Source organism: Fontibacter flavus, from assembly GCF_042432905.1.
Classification (GTDB): Bacteria; Bacteroidota; Bacteroidia; order Cytophagales; family Cyclobacteriaceae; genus Fontibacter; species Fontibacter flavus.
In genome coordinates this window covers 103,292-121,148 of the sequence record NZ_JBHLWI010000036.1, presented here as the reverse complement: position 1 = coordinate 121,148, position 17,857 = coordinate 103,292, and the positions used below count along the sequence as shown (strand labels likewise).

General features: G+C 40.8%; 14 protein-coding genes. 7 read left to right on the top strand and 7 right to left on the bottom strand.

All coding sequences use genetic code 11. From position 1 onward, the window contains the following. Positions 1–152 precede the first annotated feature (152 nt). The 3 genes from ACFFIP_RS13105 to ACFFIP_RS13095 all read right to left on the bottom strand — a co-directional run bounded on the left by ACFFIP_RS13105 (position 153) and on the right by ACFFIP_RS13095 (position 3,175). Entirely contained in the window at positions 153–989 is an 837-nt protein-coding gene (locus ACFFIP_RS13105; RefSeq protein WP_382388110.1) for a sugar phosphate isomerase/epimerase family protein, read from the bottom strand. Between the two features lie 131 nt (positions 990–1,120). After that, positions 1,121–1,861: a 3-keto-disaccharide hydrolase gene (locus ACFFIP_RS13100; RefSeq protein WP_382388109.1), complete on the bottom strand. Its 741-nt coding sequence runs from the start codon at positions 1,859–1,861 to the stop codon at positions 1,121–1,123. Positions 1,862–1,888: 27 nt separating this feature from the next. Then, complete coding sequence (locus tag ACFFIP_RS13095; RefSeq protein WP_382388108.1) at positions 1,889–3,175, bottom strand: Gfo/Idh/MocA family protein; 1,287 nt, start codon at positions 3,173–3,175, stop codon at positions 1,889–1,891. Between the two features lie 284 nt (positions 3,176–3,459). On the opposite strand from ACFFIP_RS13095, the gene ACFFIP_RS13090 reads away from it, so the two are divergent. From ACFFIP_RS13090 to ACFFIP_RS13065, 6 genes are all read left to right on the top strand, one after another. After that, complete coding sequence (locus tag ACFFIP_RS13090; protein WP_382388107.1) at positions 3,460–4,812, top strand: Gfo/Idh/MocA family oxidoreductase; 1,353 nt, start codon at positions 3,460–3,462, stop codon at positions 4,810–4,812. A gap of 12 nt (positions 4,813–4,824) precedes the next feature. Next, a complete protein-coding gene (locus tag ACFFIP_RS13085) occupies positions 4,825–6,285 on the top strand; it encodes a sodium:solute symporter family protein (protein WP_382388106.1) in 1,461 nt (486 codons plus the stop codon). A 6-nt stretch (positions 6,286–6,291) separates the two neighbouring features. Next, a complete protein-coding gene (locus ACFFIP_RS13080; RefSeq protein WP_382388105.1) occupies positions 6,292–8,151 on the top strand; it encodes a 6-phosphogluconolactonase in 1,860 nt (619 codons plus the stop codon). 141 nt (positions 8,152–8,292) lie between these two features. Then, the gene (locus tag ACFFIP_RS13075; RefSeq protein ID WP_382388104.1) at positions 8,293–9,690 is read left to right on the top strand and encodes a Fic family protein; all 1,398 of its coding nucleotides are present in this window, start codon (positions 8,293–8,295) and stop codon (positions 9,688–9,690) included. A gap of 104 nt (positions 9,691–9,794) precedes the next feature. After that, positions 9,795–10,175, top strand: a complete 381-nt coding sequence (locus ACFFIP_RS13070) for a VOC family protein (protein ID WP_382388103.1) — start codon at positions 9,795–9,797, stop codon at positions 10,173–10,175. 471 nt (positions 10,176–10,646) lie between these two features. Continuing rightward, the gene (locus ACFFIP_RS13065; protein ID WP_382388102.1) at positions 10,647–12,434 is read left to right on the top strand and encodes a patatin-like phospholipase family protein; all 1,788 of its coding nucleotides are present in this window, start codon (positions 10,647–10,649) and stop codon (positions 12,432–12,434) included. Positions 12,435–12,520: 86 nt separating this feature from the next. Here ACFFIP_RS13065 and ACFFIP_RS13060 read toward each other — a convergent pair whose 3' ends face one another. Then, entirely contained in the window at positions 12,521–12,901 is a 381-nt protein-coding gene (locus ACFFIP_RS13060) for a hypothetical protein (RefSeq protein WP_382388101.1), read from the bottom strand. 1 nt (position 12,902) lies between these two features. Further along, complete coding sequence (locus tag ACFFIP_RS13055) at positions 12,903–13,517, bottom strand: DUF4230 domain-containing protein (protein WP_382388100.1); 615 nt, start codon at positions 13,515–13,517, stop codon at positions 12,903–12,905. A gap of 235 nt (positions 13,518–13,752) precedes the next feature. On the opposite strand from ACFFIP_RS13055, the gene ACFFIP_RS13050 reads away from it, so the two are divergent. Further along, complete coding sequence (locus tag ACFFIP_RS13050; RefSeq protein ID WP_382388099.1) at positions 13,753–15,198, top strand: M48 family metalloprotease; 1,446 nt, start codon at positions 13,753–13,755, stop codon at positions 15,196–15,198. An 87-nt stretch (positions 15,199–15,285) separates the two neighbouring features. Here ACFFIP_RS13050 and ACFFIP_RS13045 read toward each other — a convergent pair whose 3' ends face one another. Both ACFFIP_RS13045 and ACFFIP_RS13040 read right to left on the bottom strand, forming a co-directional pair. Continuing rightward, positions 15,286–16,392, bottom strand: a complete 1,107-nt coding sequence (locus ACFFIP_RS13045) for an acyltransferase family protein (protein WP_382388098.1) — start codon at positions 16,390–16,392, stop codon at positions 15,286–15,288. A 15-nt stretch (positions 16,393–16,407) separates the two neighbouring features. After that, positions 16,408–17,823, bottom strand: a complete 1,416-nt coding sequence (locus ACFFIP_RS13040) for a DUF1593 domain-containing protein (RefSeq protein ID WP_382388097.1) — start codon at positions 17,821–17,823, stop codon at positions 16,408–16,410. Positions 17,824–17,857: the final 34 nt, after the last annotated feature.

The following is a 17,857-nucleotide window of genomic DNA, read 5'->3' as shown; positions in this document are numbered from 1 at the left end:
CAATTGCCAGTCTGATTTTTAAAAACTACCTTAGACATTGTTGTATTTTGTTCAACTCTAAAATAATAATTTTAGAGAAGATCAACAATAAAAAAAGGGTGTCTCGACTTTTCGGACACCCCCTAATGGGTGACTCATTACAATGAGTTATTTTATTTCTTTCCCAAAACCTGCTTGATATAAGCGACACTTTGAGGGATTTGTTGTACGGATCTGGAAGATTCATCTTCGATAATGAGGTATTTGGTGCCTACTTTTTTGGCTTGCTTGATCAATCCTCTGATATCCACATCTCCAGTACCCAGAACTACATTAGTTTCAACGTCGCCTTGTCCATTTGTATTGCCCGGAGTTCCATGTGCTCTATCTTTCAAGTGAAGTAGTGGGAATTTCTTTGGATACTTTTTCATAATGGCCAAAGGGTCTCCACCACCCATTTTTACCCAATACACGTCCATATTAAATTCAAATTGGTTGGCTTCAACCAACATCTTATCAAACAAAGTTCCTTTTCCATATGGCTTAAACTCATATCCATGCGGATGATAGGTAAGGGTAATTCCCGCATCTTTCAGGATTTTACCAGCCCGGTTAAACACTTCAATGGCTTCCTGCATTTCTTCGTCACTAAATTGACCTGATGGATGTGGAATCCAAAAACAGGTGGCATACTTAGCACCAAATGCTTTGGCATTGTCTATGATTTCTTGGGGATTGTCTTTGAGTTGATTGTAATCTGCACCGACTGCAATCATGGACAAACCTAATCCTGAAATAAGATTTTTATAGGCTTCCAATTCCATTCCATATGTCCCTCCACCTTCTATGTATTTGATCCCCCAATCGGCAACCAATTGATGGGAACCTTTTACATCCTCTTTCATTTCATTCCTTAAAGAATACAGTTGAAGCGCAATCTCCTGCGCATAAAGCTGGCCTGATATCAGTACCATTAGCGACAGTGTCAAAATTTTAAATAAGTTTTTCATAGGTCTTAATTGGGTTTAAATTGGAATATAATCAAAATAAGCCTATTGCTATTCTAAAATTTTGACAAACGGCATTTTATATTTTTGATGCTTTCTCATCATTTATGCTGCTTTGGAAAATATTCGCCGCATCAATTCAATAAAGGTGCAATTTGCTCATCTGTAACAACTCCAAATGGCAATTCCGTAATCCGAAGGTTCCTGAAATGGATTGGCGCTCCCTCAGACTCCAAACAGATATATCCCTTTCTTTGGGTGGACTGACTGATGCCATTGACAAATTTTCCATTAACGGAAAGTTTGATGACCCCATCCACACAAACGACCACATAAGTGTTCCATTCTCCTTTTCCCAAACAGCGGTTTTCTATGGATTTACTTCTAGTTCCCCTTGGATTGTCAGGAATCGTTTCCACTCCCCCTACCCCAAACAATTCACCATGTACGTAAGCGATCGGTGGCAATACTCCGTCCTTTTTATTCTGATTTACCCAGTCCAGTTCCAACATCTGCACTTCCACACCATCCGGCAGCCGATTTTCTCCCGGAACAGCACTACTCCAGACAAATGTCCCTGAATTCCCCCCTGCTTCCATATGCTTCCACTCGATGTGCATGATGAAATTTTGGTATTGCTTCTCAGAACGGATGACACCAATGGGTAAACCTTTACACACCAAATCATCTCCCTCGAAATACCAGGTATCTTTTCCCGTATTGACATCAAACCACTTAATTGGAACTTCTTCAGGTGATTCTGAAGTGACCAAGGCATCCAACCCCCTAATTGTACCAAATTCAAATAAATACTCCTGAGCATTGACCTGCGAAGCAAAATAAACCAACAGACCAATCAATAATATTTTTTTCATGTCAGTGGACTTGGGTTTAAACATTCATTATAAAACTTTGGTAACACCAGGCACTGCCACAGAAGGAACCTGCCAAACTAAATCCCAGTCATATTCTTCCATTTTAGGACCAAGCGTGAGGTTAGATTTAATGGCATCCTCCCAGGAAATGGTCTGCCCAGAGTATGCCGACATTCTTCCAATGATGGCCAGCATGGTACTATTGGCCATCAACTCTCCTTCGTTTATCGGTTTGCCCGTTCTGATCCCAGCAAACAATTCCTCATGCTGTGTTTCATAGGGATTATTTTTTTCTCCTTCATAATCCCATGAATTGCTACCTCTGATAGCATGTGTTTGCCTGCCAATATCAATAAGTGCATCCCCTTCCCTGCCTACGATTTCTGCACGGTTAGTATTCGAACTACCCTGCTGTTGTCTGCTAAAATGCATCCCCTTTATGCCATTGGCGTATTCATATTCTATGGCGAAATGGTCATAAATATTACCCCACTTTGGTTCTGTCCTCGCCTGCCTTCCTCCTGTACCTGTTACCTTGACCGGCAATTGCCCTCCAAGTGCCCAAGACATCAGGTCCAAGCTATGAACCATCATTTCCACGATATAATCTCCCGATAACCAATCATAGTAATACCAATTCCTCAACTGGTATTCCATTTCTGTCCAGTCAGGCCTTCTGTTTTTATACCATAATCCTCCACCATTTCTCACTGTCAGGATAGACCTTACCTCCCCAATATCTCCTTGGGAGATTTTTTCAAAAAGAGCTCTTTTGGGAAAATCATAGCGATAGGTAAACCCAGAAACAACCGAAAGTCCTTTTTCCTTTGCCTTTTTTGCAGCTTCCAAAACAGCCCGGACACCTGCCGCATCTACCGCTACTGGTTTTTCGCAAAAGACATGTTTCCCAGCAGCCACCGCCTCAGCAAAATGATGGGGCCTAAATGCTGGAGGGGTGGTCAGTATCACTACGTCCACATCCGAATCCAAAACCTTCTTGTAAGCGTCAAAACCTATGAACTGATTGGTTTTATCTACTTTGACCTGATTTGGGCTGACCATCATGAGGTTGTTGTAAGATTCTTCCAGATAATCAGGAAAAATATCCGCCATACAGCTCAAAATGGCATCAGGGTCAGCCTTTAAGGCCTGTGCTGCGGCACCAGTTCCCCTACCACCACAACCTATCAGACCTACTTTCAAAACTTTATTTATCGAGGCTTGGGCAGGTTGAACCGAAAATGTCAAAGGCAATACGGCCGTACCGATAATGGCCGTACCGGTTGACTTCAGGAAGTTTCTTCTTTCATTCATAGTAGGACAATTAAGTCATTAACAGCATAATCAAACGCCTTGGGAGGATTGTGCGTGTTTAATTCTCAAATCAATCTATTGAAAATTAAGACTTGATCTTGGTAAATCAAAAACGAATTACACCAAAGGTGTGATTTTGGGAAACCACAAGAAAGCCGAATTTTTAAATAAAGATCATTCCAATTAACAAAATTTTCATTAATTAACTTGAATTAATCAATATATTGTAACAAGTTAATGGAATAACCGCCAATTTCATCTTGTAGAAGAAGTTTCCCAGCATTATGAAAAATCCAAAAGACTCCAGAAGGGATTTTCTTAAAAAATCACTTAGCGCGACTGCTGCCCTCACTCTTGGCGGCGTACTGCCTGCTTTCAGTTCAAAAAGCTACAGGAATATCCTGGGAGCCAATGAGCGGATCAAAGTAGCCGTGATGGGTGTCAATAGCAGGGGATATGCATTGGCTTTGAATTTTGCTTCCCAACCTAATGCGGAAGTGCTTCATGTAAGTGATGTGGACAGCCTTGCCGCAGAAAAATGTATTCAGGCAGTTTCCATGGTACAGCAAAAAATACCAAAAAACACTCTTGATTTCAGAAAAAGTCTGGAGGACAAAGATATGGATGTTTTAGTGGTGGCAGCTCCTGACCATTGGCATGCACCTGCGGCCATCTTGGCCTGCAAAGCGGGAAAAGATGTTTATCTGGAAAAACCTGCCAGCCACAATCCGAATGAAGGAGAATTGTTGCTCCAAGCCACTAATAAATACAAAAGAATCATCCAAATGGGAAATCAGCGAAGGTCCTGGCCCCATGTGGCAGAAGCCATCAAAGCGCTACACGCTGGAGTCATCGGCAGGCCCTATATGGCCAAAACATGGTACAGCAACAACAGGGCACCCATTGGTATCGGAAAAAAAGTACCTGTTCCACAACATCTGGATTATGACTTATGGCAAGGCCCGGCGCCAAGAGAGGATTACCGGGACAATATCATCCATTACAATTGGCATTGGTTCTGGAACTGGGGAACAGGAGAATCTTTGAACAATGGTACCCACATGGTGGATTTGGCCAGATGGGGCTTACAAGTGAATTATCCAACAACTGTGAGTTCAGCCGGAGGACGCTACCACTATCAGGATGATTGGGAAACACCCGACACCCAGATTATCAACCTGGAATTTGAAAACAAAAGCCTCATTACCTGGGAAGGAAGGAGCTGTAATGGTTTGAATGTGGAAAGCTCCAGTGTAGGAGTAATATTTTACGGAGAAGAAGGTGCTATCAAAATTGATGGGGGGAATAATTACAGCATTTTGGACCGACAAAATAAAGTGGTCAAAGAAGTCAAATATGAAAGACAGGTAGATCCCAGAAACCTTTCGGACCCTACCCATGAACTGGACAGCATCCACATTCAAAACATGTTTGATGCAATCCGAAAAGGAACGCCATTAGCTGCAGACATATACGGTGGGCAGACCAGTACCCTATTGGTACAATTGGGAAATATTGCCCAGCGTGTTGGCCGATCTTTGGATATAGACCCAAAAACAGGCCACATCCTTAACAATCCTGAGGCCCTTCAATACTGGTCAAGAGCTTACCAACCAGGATGGGAACCCAGCATTTAGACATACAGGGTCATGAAACTAAGCACACTTGACCTGATCATCATTGGTCTCTTTTTTCTATTGATGTTGATCATTGGGATCTATTCCTATTTCAGGAATAAAAATTCCGAGGACTATTTCGTAGCAGGGGGAAATCTCCCATGGTGGCTATCGGGAATCTCCCACCACGTCTCCGGCTACAGCGGAGCGGTATTTGTGGCTTATGCAGCTTTGGCCTTTACTCATGGGATATCGGTTTATTTCTGGTGGGCATTCACCATAGGGGTCAGCATCCTGATGAGTGCCAAAAAATTCCCGGTACTTTGGATGAAATTGAGGAAAGTTTTCCAAATCCAATCCCCTCTGGAATTTTTAAAAATCAGGTACAATCTATTCACCCAACAACTGATGGCTTGGTCCGGCGTATTACTGAAATTATTCGATATCGGTGCCAAGTGGGCATCTATCGCTATTTTATTAAATGTGTTTACGGGAATCAGCTTGCCGGTAGGTATTCTGGTTTCTGGAGGAATCTCATTGCTCTATATCACCTTTGGAGGACTTTGGGCTGTTGTCATCACGGATTTTACCCAGTTTATCGTTCAGCTATTGGCAGGAGTGGTGATGTTTATCGCTATTCTCATGCATCTTGAAGGATTATCCACCCTTTCCCGTCTTTGGCAGCGACTTCCTGAAGGCAACAGTCAAGTTTTCCATGAACCGTATACCATTGGCTTTGCCTTGGCATTCCTCTTTATCAACTTTTTATCCTATAATGGCGGGCAGTGGAACCTCGCCACCCGCTATATATCCAGTCCATCTGAACAGCAAGTAGTGAAAGCCGCTAAATTATCAGGATGGCTTTACCTGATCTGGCCCTTGATTCTATTCTTCCCCATGTGGGCAGCACCTGTCCTCCTTCCGGATTTGGCAGACCCAAGCCAATCCTACGGGGAACTGACCTTGCTTCTGTTGCCCTCGGGATTAGTAGGTTTGGTTATTGCATCCCTCTTTGCCAATACCATGTCCATGACTTCTTCCGATATCAATACCATTGCAGCGGTAATCAGCAGGGATATACTTCCTACTATTTCAGCGAAAATACATTCAAACTCCTTGAAAATAGCCAGAACTGTCACCTTTGTGTTCACTTCTATGACTATTTTGGTGGCATTGCAATACGAATATTTTGGAGGGGTGTTAGGCTTGATCATTTCCTGGTTCGGTGCTTTGGTTGGCCCAATCGCGGTACCATTACTTTTGGGACTGGTCCCCGCCTTTCGGACATGTGGCCCTGGTGCAGCCATCTCTTCTGTTCTCGCCGGACTGATGGCATTTATATTGACAAAAAATGTGGAAATTTGTAGCCTTGCCATTCAGGTCAGCCTGCCTTTGATGATTTCCTTTATCACTTTTGTAACAATAGGTCTTCTTTCCAAGAGAAAAATTCCTGAAAAAGTAAGCAACATGTTTTCACAATTGTATCAAAATTAATAATCCATGCAGGTCCAAGTTTATCAAAGCCGAGGAGAAATGGGTGAGGCTGCCGGAAACTGGGTTGAGAATAAAATCCTTGAACTCACTAGGCAAAAAGATGAAATCAGGATAGTATTTGCCGCGGCCCCCTCCCAAAATGAGTTTTTGAACTATCTCAGAAACTCTTCCAAAATTCCTTGGGAAAAAGTAGTGGCATTTCATATGGATGAATACCTGCGGCTTGATCCTTCCCATCCTGCTTTGTTCTCGAATTTTTTGAAAGCTGCATTGTTTGACCATGTTCCTTTGAAGCAGGTCCATCTGATTGATGGAAATAATTCTATTGAAAAAGAATGTGAAAGGTATGCCACACTTTTGAATGAAAAAGGGATAGATATTGTATGCATGGGAATAGGTGAAAACGGACATATTGCCTTCAATGATCCTCCTGTGGCCGATTTCAATGATATCCAATCCGTCAAGGTGGTGGAGCTAGATAAGGTTTGCAGACAGCAACAGGTAAATGATGGCTGTTTTGAGAATTTGGCTACTGTACCTGCTCATGCCATAACTTTGACCGTTCCTGCATTATTAAATGCGGACTGCATCTGTTGTGTGGTCCCAGGCCCCAAGAAAAAAGAGGCCGTACATCAAACCCTTTACGGCCCAGTAGATGAAACTTGTCCGGCCTCTATTCTGAGAGGACATTGGAATTGCCAGTTGTTTACCGATAAGGATGCTCTTCCCTTTATTCAACCATGGGCATCGCAGGAAGACATTTTTGCCAAAGATGTCCTCACTGGAAAACTTTGCATTTTGGACGATCGGCTGGGTATCCGACCCACTACCATTAAAATTCCAAAAAATCAAAAAATGCAAATCCCCTATTGCGGACCAGGACTGATAGATCTACAGGTCAATGGGGCAGCAGGGGTAGATTTCAATGAAAGCGGGCTTACTTTGGAAGCTATCCGAAAAGCAGTCAAAGTCTTATTGGAAAAAGGAGTGACTGGCTTTTTCCCAACTTTGATTACAAACAACCCTCAGCTCATAACAGAAAACCTGAACATCATAAATAAGGCATGCCAAAATGATGCGTTGATCAATTCCTGTATTCTGGGTATTCATTTAGAAGGACCGTTTATCTCTTCTCTTGAGGGTGCTAAAGGTGCCCATCCTGAAAAGCACATACAAAAAATCTCTTGGGAATTGGTGAAACAATTCCAAAATGCCAGTGGCGGTCGCATCAAACTCATCACCTTGGCTCCAGAACTGGAAGGGGCTCAGGAATTGATCCAAAGATGCGTCAAAGAAAATATTCTTGTTGCCATCGGGCATTCAAATGCCTCTTCCAAAGATTTAGCGCATGCAACCAAGGCTGGGGCCACTCTCTCCACCCATTTGGGAAATGCTGTGCCACTCATGCTTCCCCGACATCCCAATATTCTTTGGGATCAATTGGCCAATGATGGCTTATATGCCAGTCTGATTGCCGATGGTTTTCATTTGGATCCATCCTTTTTGAAAGTTGTCCTAAAAGTCAAAGGAAGAAAAGCATTTTTGATCAGTGACAGCACCAAATTCTGTGGCATGGAACCTGGGGAATACCAGAGCCCTATTGGAGAAGAAATTATTTTGGGAGAAAACGGCCGTCTAGCTATGAAATATGGAAAAGGACTTTTGGCCGGCGCCGCCAGGAGCTTAATTGAAGGAGTGGAATATTTGGTAAAGGAAGAACTTCTTGAACTCCCAGATGCTTGGAAAATGGCATCTGATACCCCTATGTCTTTTGCGGGGTTAAAGTCAAAAAATGATTATCTCATGTTCAAATTGGAAAATGGAACATCCCTCAAGATTATCAAAGTCTTCAAAAAGGAAGAATAAATTTTAATAAACAGAAAAGCATTCCACTTTGAATTTAAGAAGTTTTATTTTTTTGTCGCAAAACTGAAAAAAATGTCGTTAAAACTTTTTTTGAAATTAAATAATGGCGTAAATTTGTCGTGAATAAGATGATTTACGACAATGACCAATCCCACCACAAAACATGAACTTTTTACTATCAAAAATGTGATAGCCAAAAACACATACGGTGCCTCCATTGAGGACATCATGAGTGGAAGCGGGCTTAACCTGGAATTGAGGACCCTTCAGCGTAGGCTTAAAAAACTCAAAGAGGAAGGCATTATTTACACAACCGGAGGCTCAAAATCCACCAGATACCATTTATATTATTCAGATCATCTGGTCAGAGAAAGTGAACAAGAAAAATTGATTCGGCCCAAAAGAGAAGGTTTTCCTGTTTCCAAAGAAGGTGAAAAAATCATTTCTTACCTTTCAAATCCCCTATCGGACAGGAAAAAAGTTGGCTACAATATGGAGTTTTTGGACTCCTACAGACCCAATATCGATGCTTATCTTCCAGATGAAGACATCCATAAGCTAACTTTACTGGGATATACCAATAGTCAGCATCAGCCTGCAGGTACGCATGCCAGAGAAATTCTTAACCGACTGTTGATTGATCTTTCTTGGAACTCCAGCAGGTTGGAAGGTAACACATATTCATTGCTCGACACTCAAAGACTCCTTGAATTGGGTGAATCTGCTGAGGGAAAGTCCTTAGAAGAGGCGCAAATGATTATCAACCATAAGGATGCCATCGAGTTTTTGGTGGATTTGGGAGAAGAGTTGGACTTTAAACCTTACATCTTATTGAACCTTCATGCTCTACTTGCGGAAAACCTCATGAAGGAGCAGGCATCATTGGGTAGGTTAAGATCAATGCCGGTAGGGATTTATAAATCTGCTTACACGCCTCTATCCGTACCTCAATTGATCGCCGCACAATTTGAGCTGATCCTTAAAAAAGCTGTGGAAATCAGCAATCCTTTTGAACAGGCATTCTTTATGATGGTGCATTTACCCTACTTACAGCCATTTGATGATGTCAATAAGAGAACATCCAGGTTGGCAGCCAATATTCCATTGTTCAAAAACAACCTTTCTCCGGTTTCCTTTGTGGAAGTTCCCAATACATTTTACACTCAAGGGATTCTCGGGGTATATGAATTGAATCAAATTGATTTGTTGAAGGATGTATTTATGTGGGCTTACGAAAAATCAGCTTTACGCTATGCGGCCATAAGACAGACAATCAGTGAACCTGACCCCTTTCGAACTAAGTACCGGGATGATATCAAAAAACTGATCATGAAGATCGTTTCTGAAAATTTGAACCCAAAGGAAGGTGCTCAACTGATTCAAGCTATTGCCAAAAACTTTCCAGAAGAAGACAGCGATAGATTCAGGGAAATGGTTGAAGGTGACCTGCTTGTACTCAATGAGGGCAATTTCGCCCGGTTTAGGGTTTCTCTGTCCGAGTTCAAGGTATGGAAAGAAAATTGGTCAAGGAAGGCTTAATTCCTTGACCTCTTTTTCTGGCCGATAAAACCTTCTTTTTCCTTCAAAATGTAAGGTGAAATCCCATTTATCTACTTATTTTTATTATCTAAACCCACTTTACTATGAATAATCATGTAACCGTAAGCTGGTTTGAAATACCGGTCAACGATATGGAAAGTGCCATAGCTTTCTATGAAAAAGTTTTTGATTGCAAATTGGAAAGACACCAGTTGGGTCCAATTGATATGGCTTGGTTTCCCTGGAATCACGAAATGGGTGGCGCAGGAGGGAGTTTGGTAAAATCGGAAGGAAATTATCAGACCAGTGAGAACGGTGTCTTGGTGTATTTTTCTTCAGAAGATGTCAATCAGGAATTGGAGCGCATCCCTAAAGCAGGTGGACAAGTGCTTCAAGGTAAAACTTTGATCACAATAGAAATCGGCTACATGGCTTTATTTATAGATTCTGAAGGAAATAGAATTGCTCTTCATTCTTTAAAATAAAAAAAGAAAAAAGAATTGCCAGGTTTTCTAATACTGACAAGTCTGAATTTAATTTTCCAAATCACAATGACCGCAACTTTTATCACTATCAGAATCGAGAGAAAAAGGGAAAAAATCAAAATGGTGGTTAATAGGCTTTTAAAGTTTAAGGCATTTTAAGCTCTTCAACAAGACAATGCTTCATGAAGCTCAACTTAAGTAATTATTAAAATGCTTTCGACAAACCTCATCAAATCAACACAAAAGCTTAAAATAGGTAAATTCTATAAAATCATTTCAACCATTTCTTTTAGTTATCAATATTTTATCTTATTATTCAATTGATTTGACTAATCCATTAAAGAAGGTGACATTGTATCATGGTGGTTTTGGCATCATCAATCTCCTTTTGGCAATCAAATTCCAACACTTTGAATTTTTAGCGTTAATTTAAATTTTACAGCTGATCAAGAAAAAAATAAACCCAAAATAATGATTGAATACAATTTGCATTTTCATCGCTTATTAAAAAAACTTTTTGCAGAGATGTCTGAACCGGATATCCGAATGATTTTTGACTCAGGAAAGAAAAAACAACTTAAAACAGGTGATTATTTAATCCATCAGGGAGATAAGGAAAATTTACTATACATAGTCCTTACAGGAAGATTGAGAGCCATTGCTGAAAAAGGTAAAGAAACTCAAATTCTTGGCGATATCGGTGAAGGAGATCCAGTGGGAGAGTTTGCTCTTTTCACTAATGAGCCTAGAATGGCTTCTGTGATAGCGATAAGAGAATCCTTTGTTCTGGAATTTAACCAGCAGGATTATACTCAGCTGGTATCTAAAAATCCTCTTTTCGCAAATATTCTGACAAAATTTATCATCAATAGATTGAGGAGGAATATTTTCCAACAGAACAAAACTTCTGCCCCAAAAAATATTGCCATCATCAATCTTCAACCAGAAAATGACCTCAGCCCTTGGACAGATGAAATGGAATCATTCTTCACTGAACAAAGGATTCCCATACAGATTTTTGATTACGAATCACAATCAAAAACATCTTATGAAAAAGTTTTCGGTTCACTTGAGCAGCACGATGGACTGAACATCATGGTTTGCGACCATGAGCATCCTGAATGGTCTCATCAATGTCTTGTTTATTCGGATTTGGTGGTCGTTGCAACTGACTTTTATGCCAATCCCAACTTATATAAGATTGAAAGAGAACTGGATTTATATGCTAAGAGTATTTTAAATAAAAGGATTTTCCTTCTCCTCTTGCATCCGGAAAATGCTCCAATGCCTAAAAACACCCAAAATTGGTTGGAGAACCGAAATGTAGATTTGCACATCCACATCAGACAACATCATGATAAAGATATCAGACGCTTCTGTAGAATTATTTCCAACCAATCTGTAGGATTGGTCTTAAGTGGCGGAGGTGCAAAAGGAAATGCCCATCTAGGAGCTGTAAAGGCTTTGTTGGAAGAAGGAATTGAAATCGACTTTTTAGGTGGCACCAGTGCCGGTGCAATTTATGGCATCACCATGAGCTATTCGGACTTTGATTTTGAGAAAATAGATCAAATAGCAGGAATGGGGGCAAACAGAAGGTTAACAGCAGGGGATTTCACTTTACCCATCTTATCTCTGAAAAAAGGTAGTAAAGTCAAAAAGTTTTTACTCGATGTGTTCAAAGATATCTATTTGGAAGATTTATGGGTAAATTCTTATTGTGTATCGACAAATTATTCCAATGCCAAAGCAAGAATTCATAAACATGGTATTCTTTGGAAACAAATTCAGGCAAGTATTGCCATTCCAGGGGTTTTTCCTCCTGTAGTCATCGATCAACAGCTCCATGTAGATGGCGGGGTGGTCGACAACCTGCCAATTGAGCCTATGTACCAGTTCCCCGTTGGAAAGATTATCGCCATTTCCCTGACCACCCTAACATCCCACAAGGTCAATTACCAAGAATCACCAAGTGCATGGCAACTATTCTGGAGTAAATTTTCCGGTAAAAAGAAATTCAAAATCCCTGGCCTATCCTCTATCATTATCAATTCTCTGATGCTCAATAGCCGGCAAAAACAGGAAGTGACCAAATCCAAGGTATCTTTGTATTTTGAACTCAATTTAAAAGGTGTGGGATTTATGGATGACCGCAAATGGAAAGGAATCAGGGAAATGGGCTATCAACAAACCCAGGCCTACCTTCATCAATTGGATGAAAAAGATAAATTCTGGCTCAACAAACTTTCGGACCAATAATGGAGGATTTTTTGTGGTCAAATATAGACATAAGTTAAGTAGTGTGTCACCATAAGGCAATATCAACTCTAGACCGAGTCTTGTTTTCAGGATTTAGGCAAGCCTTTTAAATATTTGAAGACCCAACCCACAATGAATGCCGGTAAAAAAGTCAAGACAAAAGCCAAAAGGATTTCAAAGGGCCATAAATTATGGGTAGATGAATCTCTGAACAGATCATAAATTATCCTCAGAAAAACGGCAGCTATAAATCCTATTGCAGTCCAAAATGCCACCCTGCCACTCAGGACCTGATATCTTAAATGGGCAATAAGGCTAATTACCCCACTGTAAGCTATCCACCTGTAAGCCACCCCATTTCCCATTAAATCCAGTTCTTCATAAGGCAAATTCCAATGGGTCAATGCTGCCACAAAGAATCCTAGAGCAAAAACAAACCAAAATTTTGAATCAATAGTTAATTTCATTTTATCTCTTTAGATTCTTCAATTGATCCTCACTATCAATCACCACTTCATTGTATTGCAAAGTCCAACCAAGGGACTTGGTCAAAACAAAAAGGTTGGCAAGTTCAGCCAACAATCTCTCCCTGCTATTATCCATTAAACTGGATTGATTGACTTTTTCCCTAATACGTGCATTTACAGTATTTTTGATTTTATTGTAATCCGCAGCTCCAAATTTGTTGAAATAATCCTGTGTCACATCATAATACTCAATATCCGGATAAATATTAACCACTGGTTCCGGGATCCTCGTCAGCACCACTGTTTTATTCTCCACATCAAGTTCCGTCTGCAATTGCCGGAGGTCATATTCCACCGTGACTTTGGCATTGGCCACTACCAAGGCCTTTTTGTCTGAAGTAAACAGGCTAAGAAAAAGGTTTTGGGAATTTTTAAACGTGAAGACTTGGGAAAAGTACCCTTCAGTGACAATGAGTTTACCCACCTGCTCGATCTGCTGCTGAATAAGTGCTGTACTTTCATTTATCTTATCTTTGGACTCTTTTTTATCTAACACTAGCCATACACCTATAAAAACAAGCGCCGCTACAAAGAAACCAGCTATAAATCTATACATATCAAATTTTCTTGCTAAAGGATAAAGTTTTGGATAGTTTCATTGTTAAATATAGGATTTCTGTCCAACATAACCCATTCAGACCAAAATACAGACACTTTATTCCGAAACACCAAGATGTATGGTCTGCTTTCCATAAATAATCCCGAAAATCATAAAAAGACAAGGTAATTTTTCTTAAATTATAAGTGATCAATTGTGAATGTTTATTTTCCTTAATTCAAAACAGTCCGCTATGAAACCAGGACCTAAATTACCACTAATTGGACTTCTATTCAGCTTTACCTTATTGTGCTCTTGCGCAGTCAACCCGGTGACCGGAAAGAAACAGGTAGTATTGATGTCCGAGGCACAGGAAATCGCCATGGGAAAAGAAGCCGACCCAGAGATCGTGGCATATTTCGGCCTTTACGAAGACCCTGAATTACAGCAATTCATCACAGAAAAAGGCCTTGAAATGGCCGCAATATCCCATCGCCCCAATTTGGCTTACGAATTCAAAATTGTAGATTCTCCTGTCATCAATGCTTTTGCCCTTCCAGGAGGCTATGTTTACTTTACAAGGGGAATTATGGCGCATTTCAATAATGAAGCTGAGTTTGCCGGAGTTCTGGGTCATGAGATCGGTCACATCACTGCCCGACATTCCGTGATACAACAGCGAAATATGATTTTAGGTCAAATCGGTATCATCGCAGGCGTCATCCTGGTTCCGGAACTTGGACAGTTTATAGAACCCCTTTCTCAAGGAATGCAGCTGGCTTTGCTGAGTTTCGGAAGAGACGCGGAAAGACAATCAGATAAACTCGGGGTAGAATACTCCACCAAAATAGGCTATGATGCGTCCGAGATGGCGGGCTTTTTTGAAACACTGAAGAGGCAACAGGCAGGTTCCGGCTCTGCTTCAGTACCCGATTTCTTATCTACGCACCCCTCACCTGAAGAAAGAGAAAGTAGCGTAGGCCAACTTGCAGTACAATGGAAGGAAAAATTGAATCTATCTGATGCGGTTATCAACCGTGAATCCTATCTGAGAAGAATAGAAGGGATGGTACTTGGGGAAGACCCTAAACAGGGTTATGTAGAAAACGGAATTTTCTACCATCCTGTATTAAAATTCAGTTATCCATTACCAAAAGACTGGAGCTTTCAAAACACCCCACAACAAGTTCAATCCGCTTCCAAAGAAGGTGATGCAATTTTGATCCTAACCCTAAATCAACAAAAAACCTTGGATGATGCTGCCAAAGCATTTGTAGAACAGTACAAACTGGAACCGAAAGAACAATCCAATAATGCTATCAATAACATCCCTGCAATTACCCTCATCGCTGACCAAAACCAGGAAAACGGTAGCGTTCGTGTTGTAGCATCTTTTATCCAATACGGTGAATATATTTACCAATTGATGGGTGTTGCGGAATTATCAAAATTTCAAGGATACCAAAATACTTTCCTGACCTCAATCAGAGGTTTTCAGGAACTGAAAGATGCTGACAAACTCAACAGATCCGCTGATATCATCACCATCAAAACTGTTCCTCAACAAATGACGGTACAGGCAGCATTTGAATATTTCAAAATGCCACAGGCAAGATTTAATGAATTGGCAATTTTAAATGGACTCTTGCTCACAGACACCTTAAACAAAGGGGAATTGATCAAAGTGATCGGGAAGTAATTCAAAAGCTACAGTAATCAAAAACATAGAAGGGTTGGAAGATCAAAACCTATAAATAATTCTATTCCAGTATTTCCCGACTATCTCTCAAATCTTGAAAAAAATCTTTTTCTTATAGAGAAAATAGCACAAATACCACATAGCTCCCAAGGTCAATAATGCAGTCAATATTGCCAGAAGAGTCTCTGAAACCCCCAAAGGTTCAAGAAATCCCACACTAAAGATCCCTAAAAAACCATATAACCATCGATGACCTAATATTTCTGCAAATAAATAGATGAAAATAGGGTTCATTCCCACTATCACAAAGGTCCAAGCCCAAGATTGCCTCTTTTTGACATCTACCAGCCAATAGAAAAACGCCAATGTAAGTAATGCCCAACCTCCCGATGCTAATACAAAGGAACTGGTGCTAATTCTCTTTACGATAGGCGTAATCCCTAAAAGATCGAGTCCATAGCCAAGGAGCAAACCTACAATTCCAGCCATCAACATTATTTTAATTTTTTCAAAATCCTTCCTCTGAGAAAGCAGCAGATTCCCACATGATGCTCCCCAAATGGTATGGGCTGCTGTAGGAATACAATTAATGGCTACCCATCCTCCACTATTGATTTTTCCCATCAAGAATAAATCGACAAAGGAACCAAAATTTTCACCCAAGACAAATGGAGATACTGGATCATAAACCCTGTAAAGCAATTCAGTAAGAATCAATAAACCAAAGGAAACCCCAAGCTGAAACTTGATAGAATGCCCCATCAAAAAGTATGTCAGTAAAATCGTGAATGAGAGTTGGGTGAGTACATTCCACAATTCAAAAACCAATTTCTGGTTATATACACAATGTAATCCAGTACCGAAAAGAAAAAGTAGCAAACAACGTCTCAGTATGTGCCGGGTCACCTTGGACCTATTCCCTTCTAACGTCAGTCTTTTGTTAAGTGAGAAAGGCATGGCAACGCCGACTATAAACATGAAAAAGGGTTGGATCAGGTCCCAAAACCGTAATCCATTCCATGGATGATGTGTAAATTGAGTAAATAAAACATGAGCAAAACTTCCGGAAGGAAATGCATCTAGAAAAGTCTGATAGACCCATGCGGCTTCCGCAACTAAAAGAAACATGGTCAAACCTCGGTATGCATCCAAAGAAACCAATCGGTCGGAATTATGTGAATTTTTCTCAGACATTTTATTCAAAAGTAATTATGGATGACTCAAGATGACCCTTCTATAACTATATAGACTGGGAGCCCCACTGTCCTCTACCTCCAAAATAATGTGCAATTCCTGTCCTGAACCCAATGAGGGCATTTGGAAGACGAGTTCCTCTCCGAAAGGATTATGGAATTCAAGATTTCCATTAAAATTACCTGCTTCTTTATAGACCCACCATTTGTACCTCAATTGATCCCCGTCTGGGTCAAATGTTCCTTTAGCAGAAAGCAGGACATAATCCCCTGCTTTTACTTTTCCGGTGGCTAAAGCTTTCCCCTCATTTCCATTCAGCATGATGACGGGATTGTGGTTGGCTTCTCTAGAAGTGCCTGCAATGTTCCAGTCCATTCTTGCTGCAAAATCATGCTGATAAGCTTTTCTCCAACGCCAGATAGTAGCCTGATTGGAAGCATCCATCCTTCCATCCGGTAATCTGACTTCATCTTGGGTTTGTACGGAGGAAGTCCATATATTATCAACCTCACCGTGAGATTTGTAATGTTCATATCTGCCAGCCCAACCGCCCCAAGCTGGACTTTTGTACCAGCCAAGCCCATTTTGAATCAAACCAATGAATGAAGGGGTATCTCCTTCCATAATATAATCAGCCGGTAAATAGTTGGCTCCCAAAGAACCATGATTGTCCCTGATATTTTCCATCAACCATGGGTTATCCACCAATTCAAAATGGTAAAAAGGGCCGTTTTTATACCACCTATCTCCCGATATCCCAGTCCAGGTAGCCTTGTAATATTCCCTCCAGTTGTCACCGGTACTGGCATCCACAATATAAAAAATACCGGGGAAATTATGTCTGACCCAAGGTCCTGCAAAATCTTGGTCAGAAATGGCATAGACTCTGATTTTTTCTACAAATTTCCTGACGTCCCCTTCTGATCTGGTGTTTTTAATTTTCCATAAAGCCTGTGCAAGACAGTTGGCCCCGCCCCAAACAGAAATCCAGAGGGGCCTGTCATCAGCCTTATCCACTGCTTTGATCAGCAATTCTGACCCAGGAGAATCTTTTCCTTCCCCTACTCCTTCCATACTGTAAAGCGGCAAATGTTCAGAGGTAACGCTCAACAGGTATTCCATAGAAGGATAATCTTCAGCATGTATGTCAAGTTTAGATTTTACTTGACCATAGTTACGTACAAGCTCTTCAATCTTATCTTTTCGGGTTTGATTTCTAAGGTGGGTGGATGTGGTCGCTACCATTCCTTCAATGTCATATTCATTGGCATAAACCAGAAAGCGGACCAATGATTGTTGATCATCGGGCTCATTGGTAATATCGGTGAGCACAAAGACCCGTTGTTTGACAGGCTCTTCAAATTGCAATGAAGTCTGTGCTGACAAGCTAAAGGCTGACAAGGTGAGGAAAAATAAAATTATGGTCTTCATAGTTTTCTTAGTGGTACAAGAACCCAACTCCTTT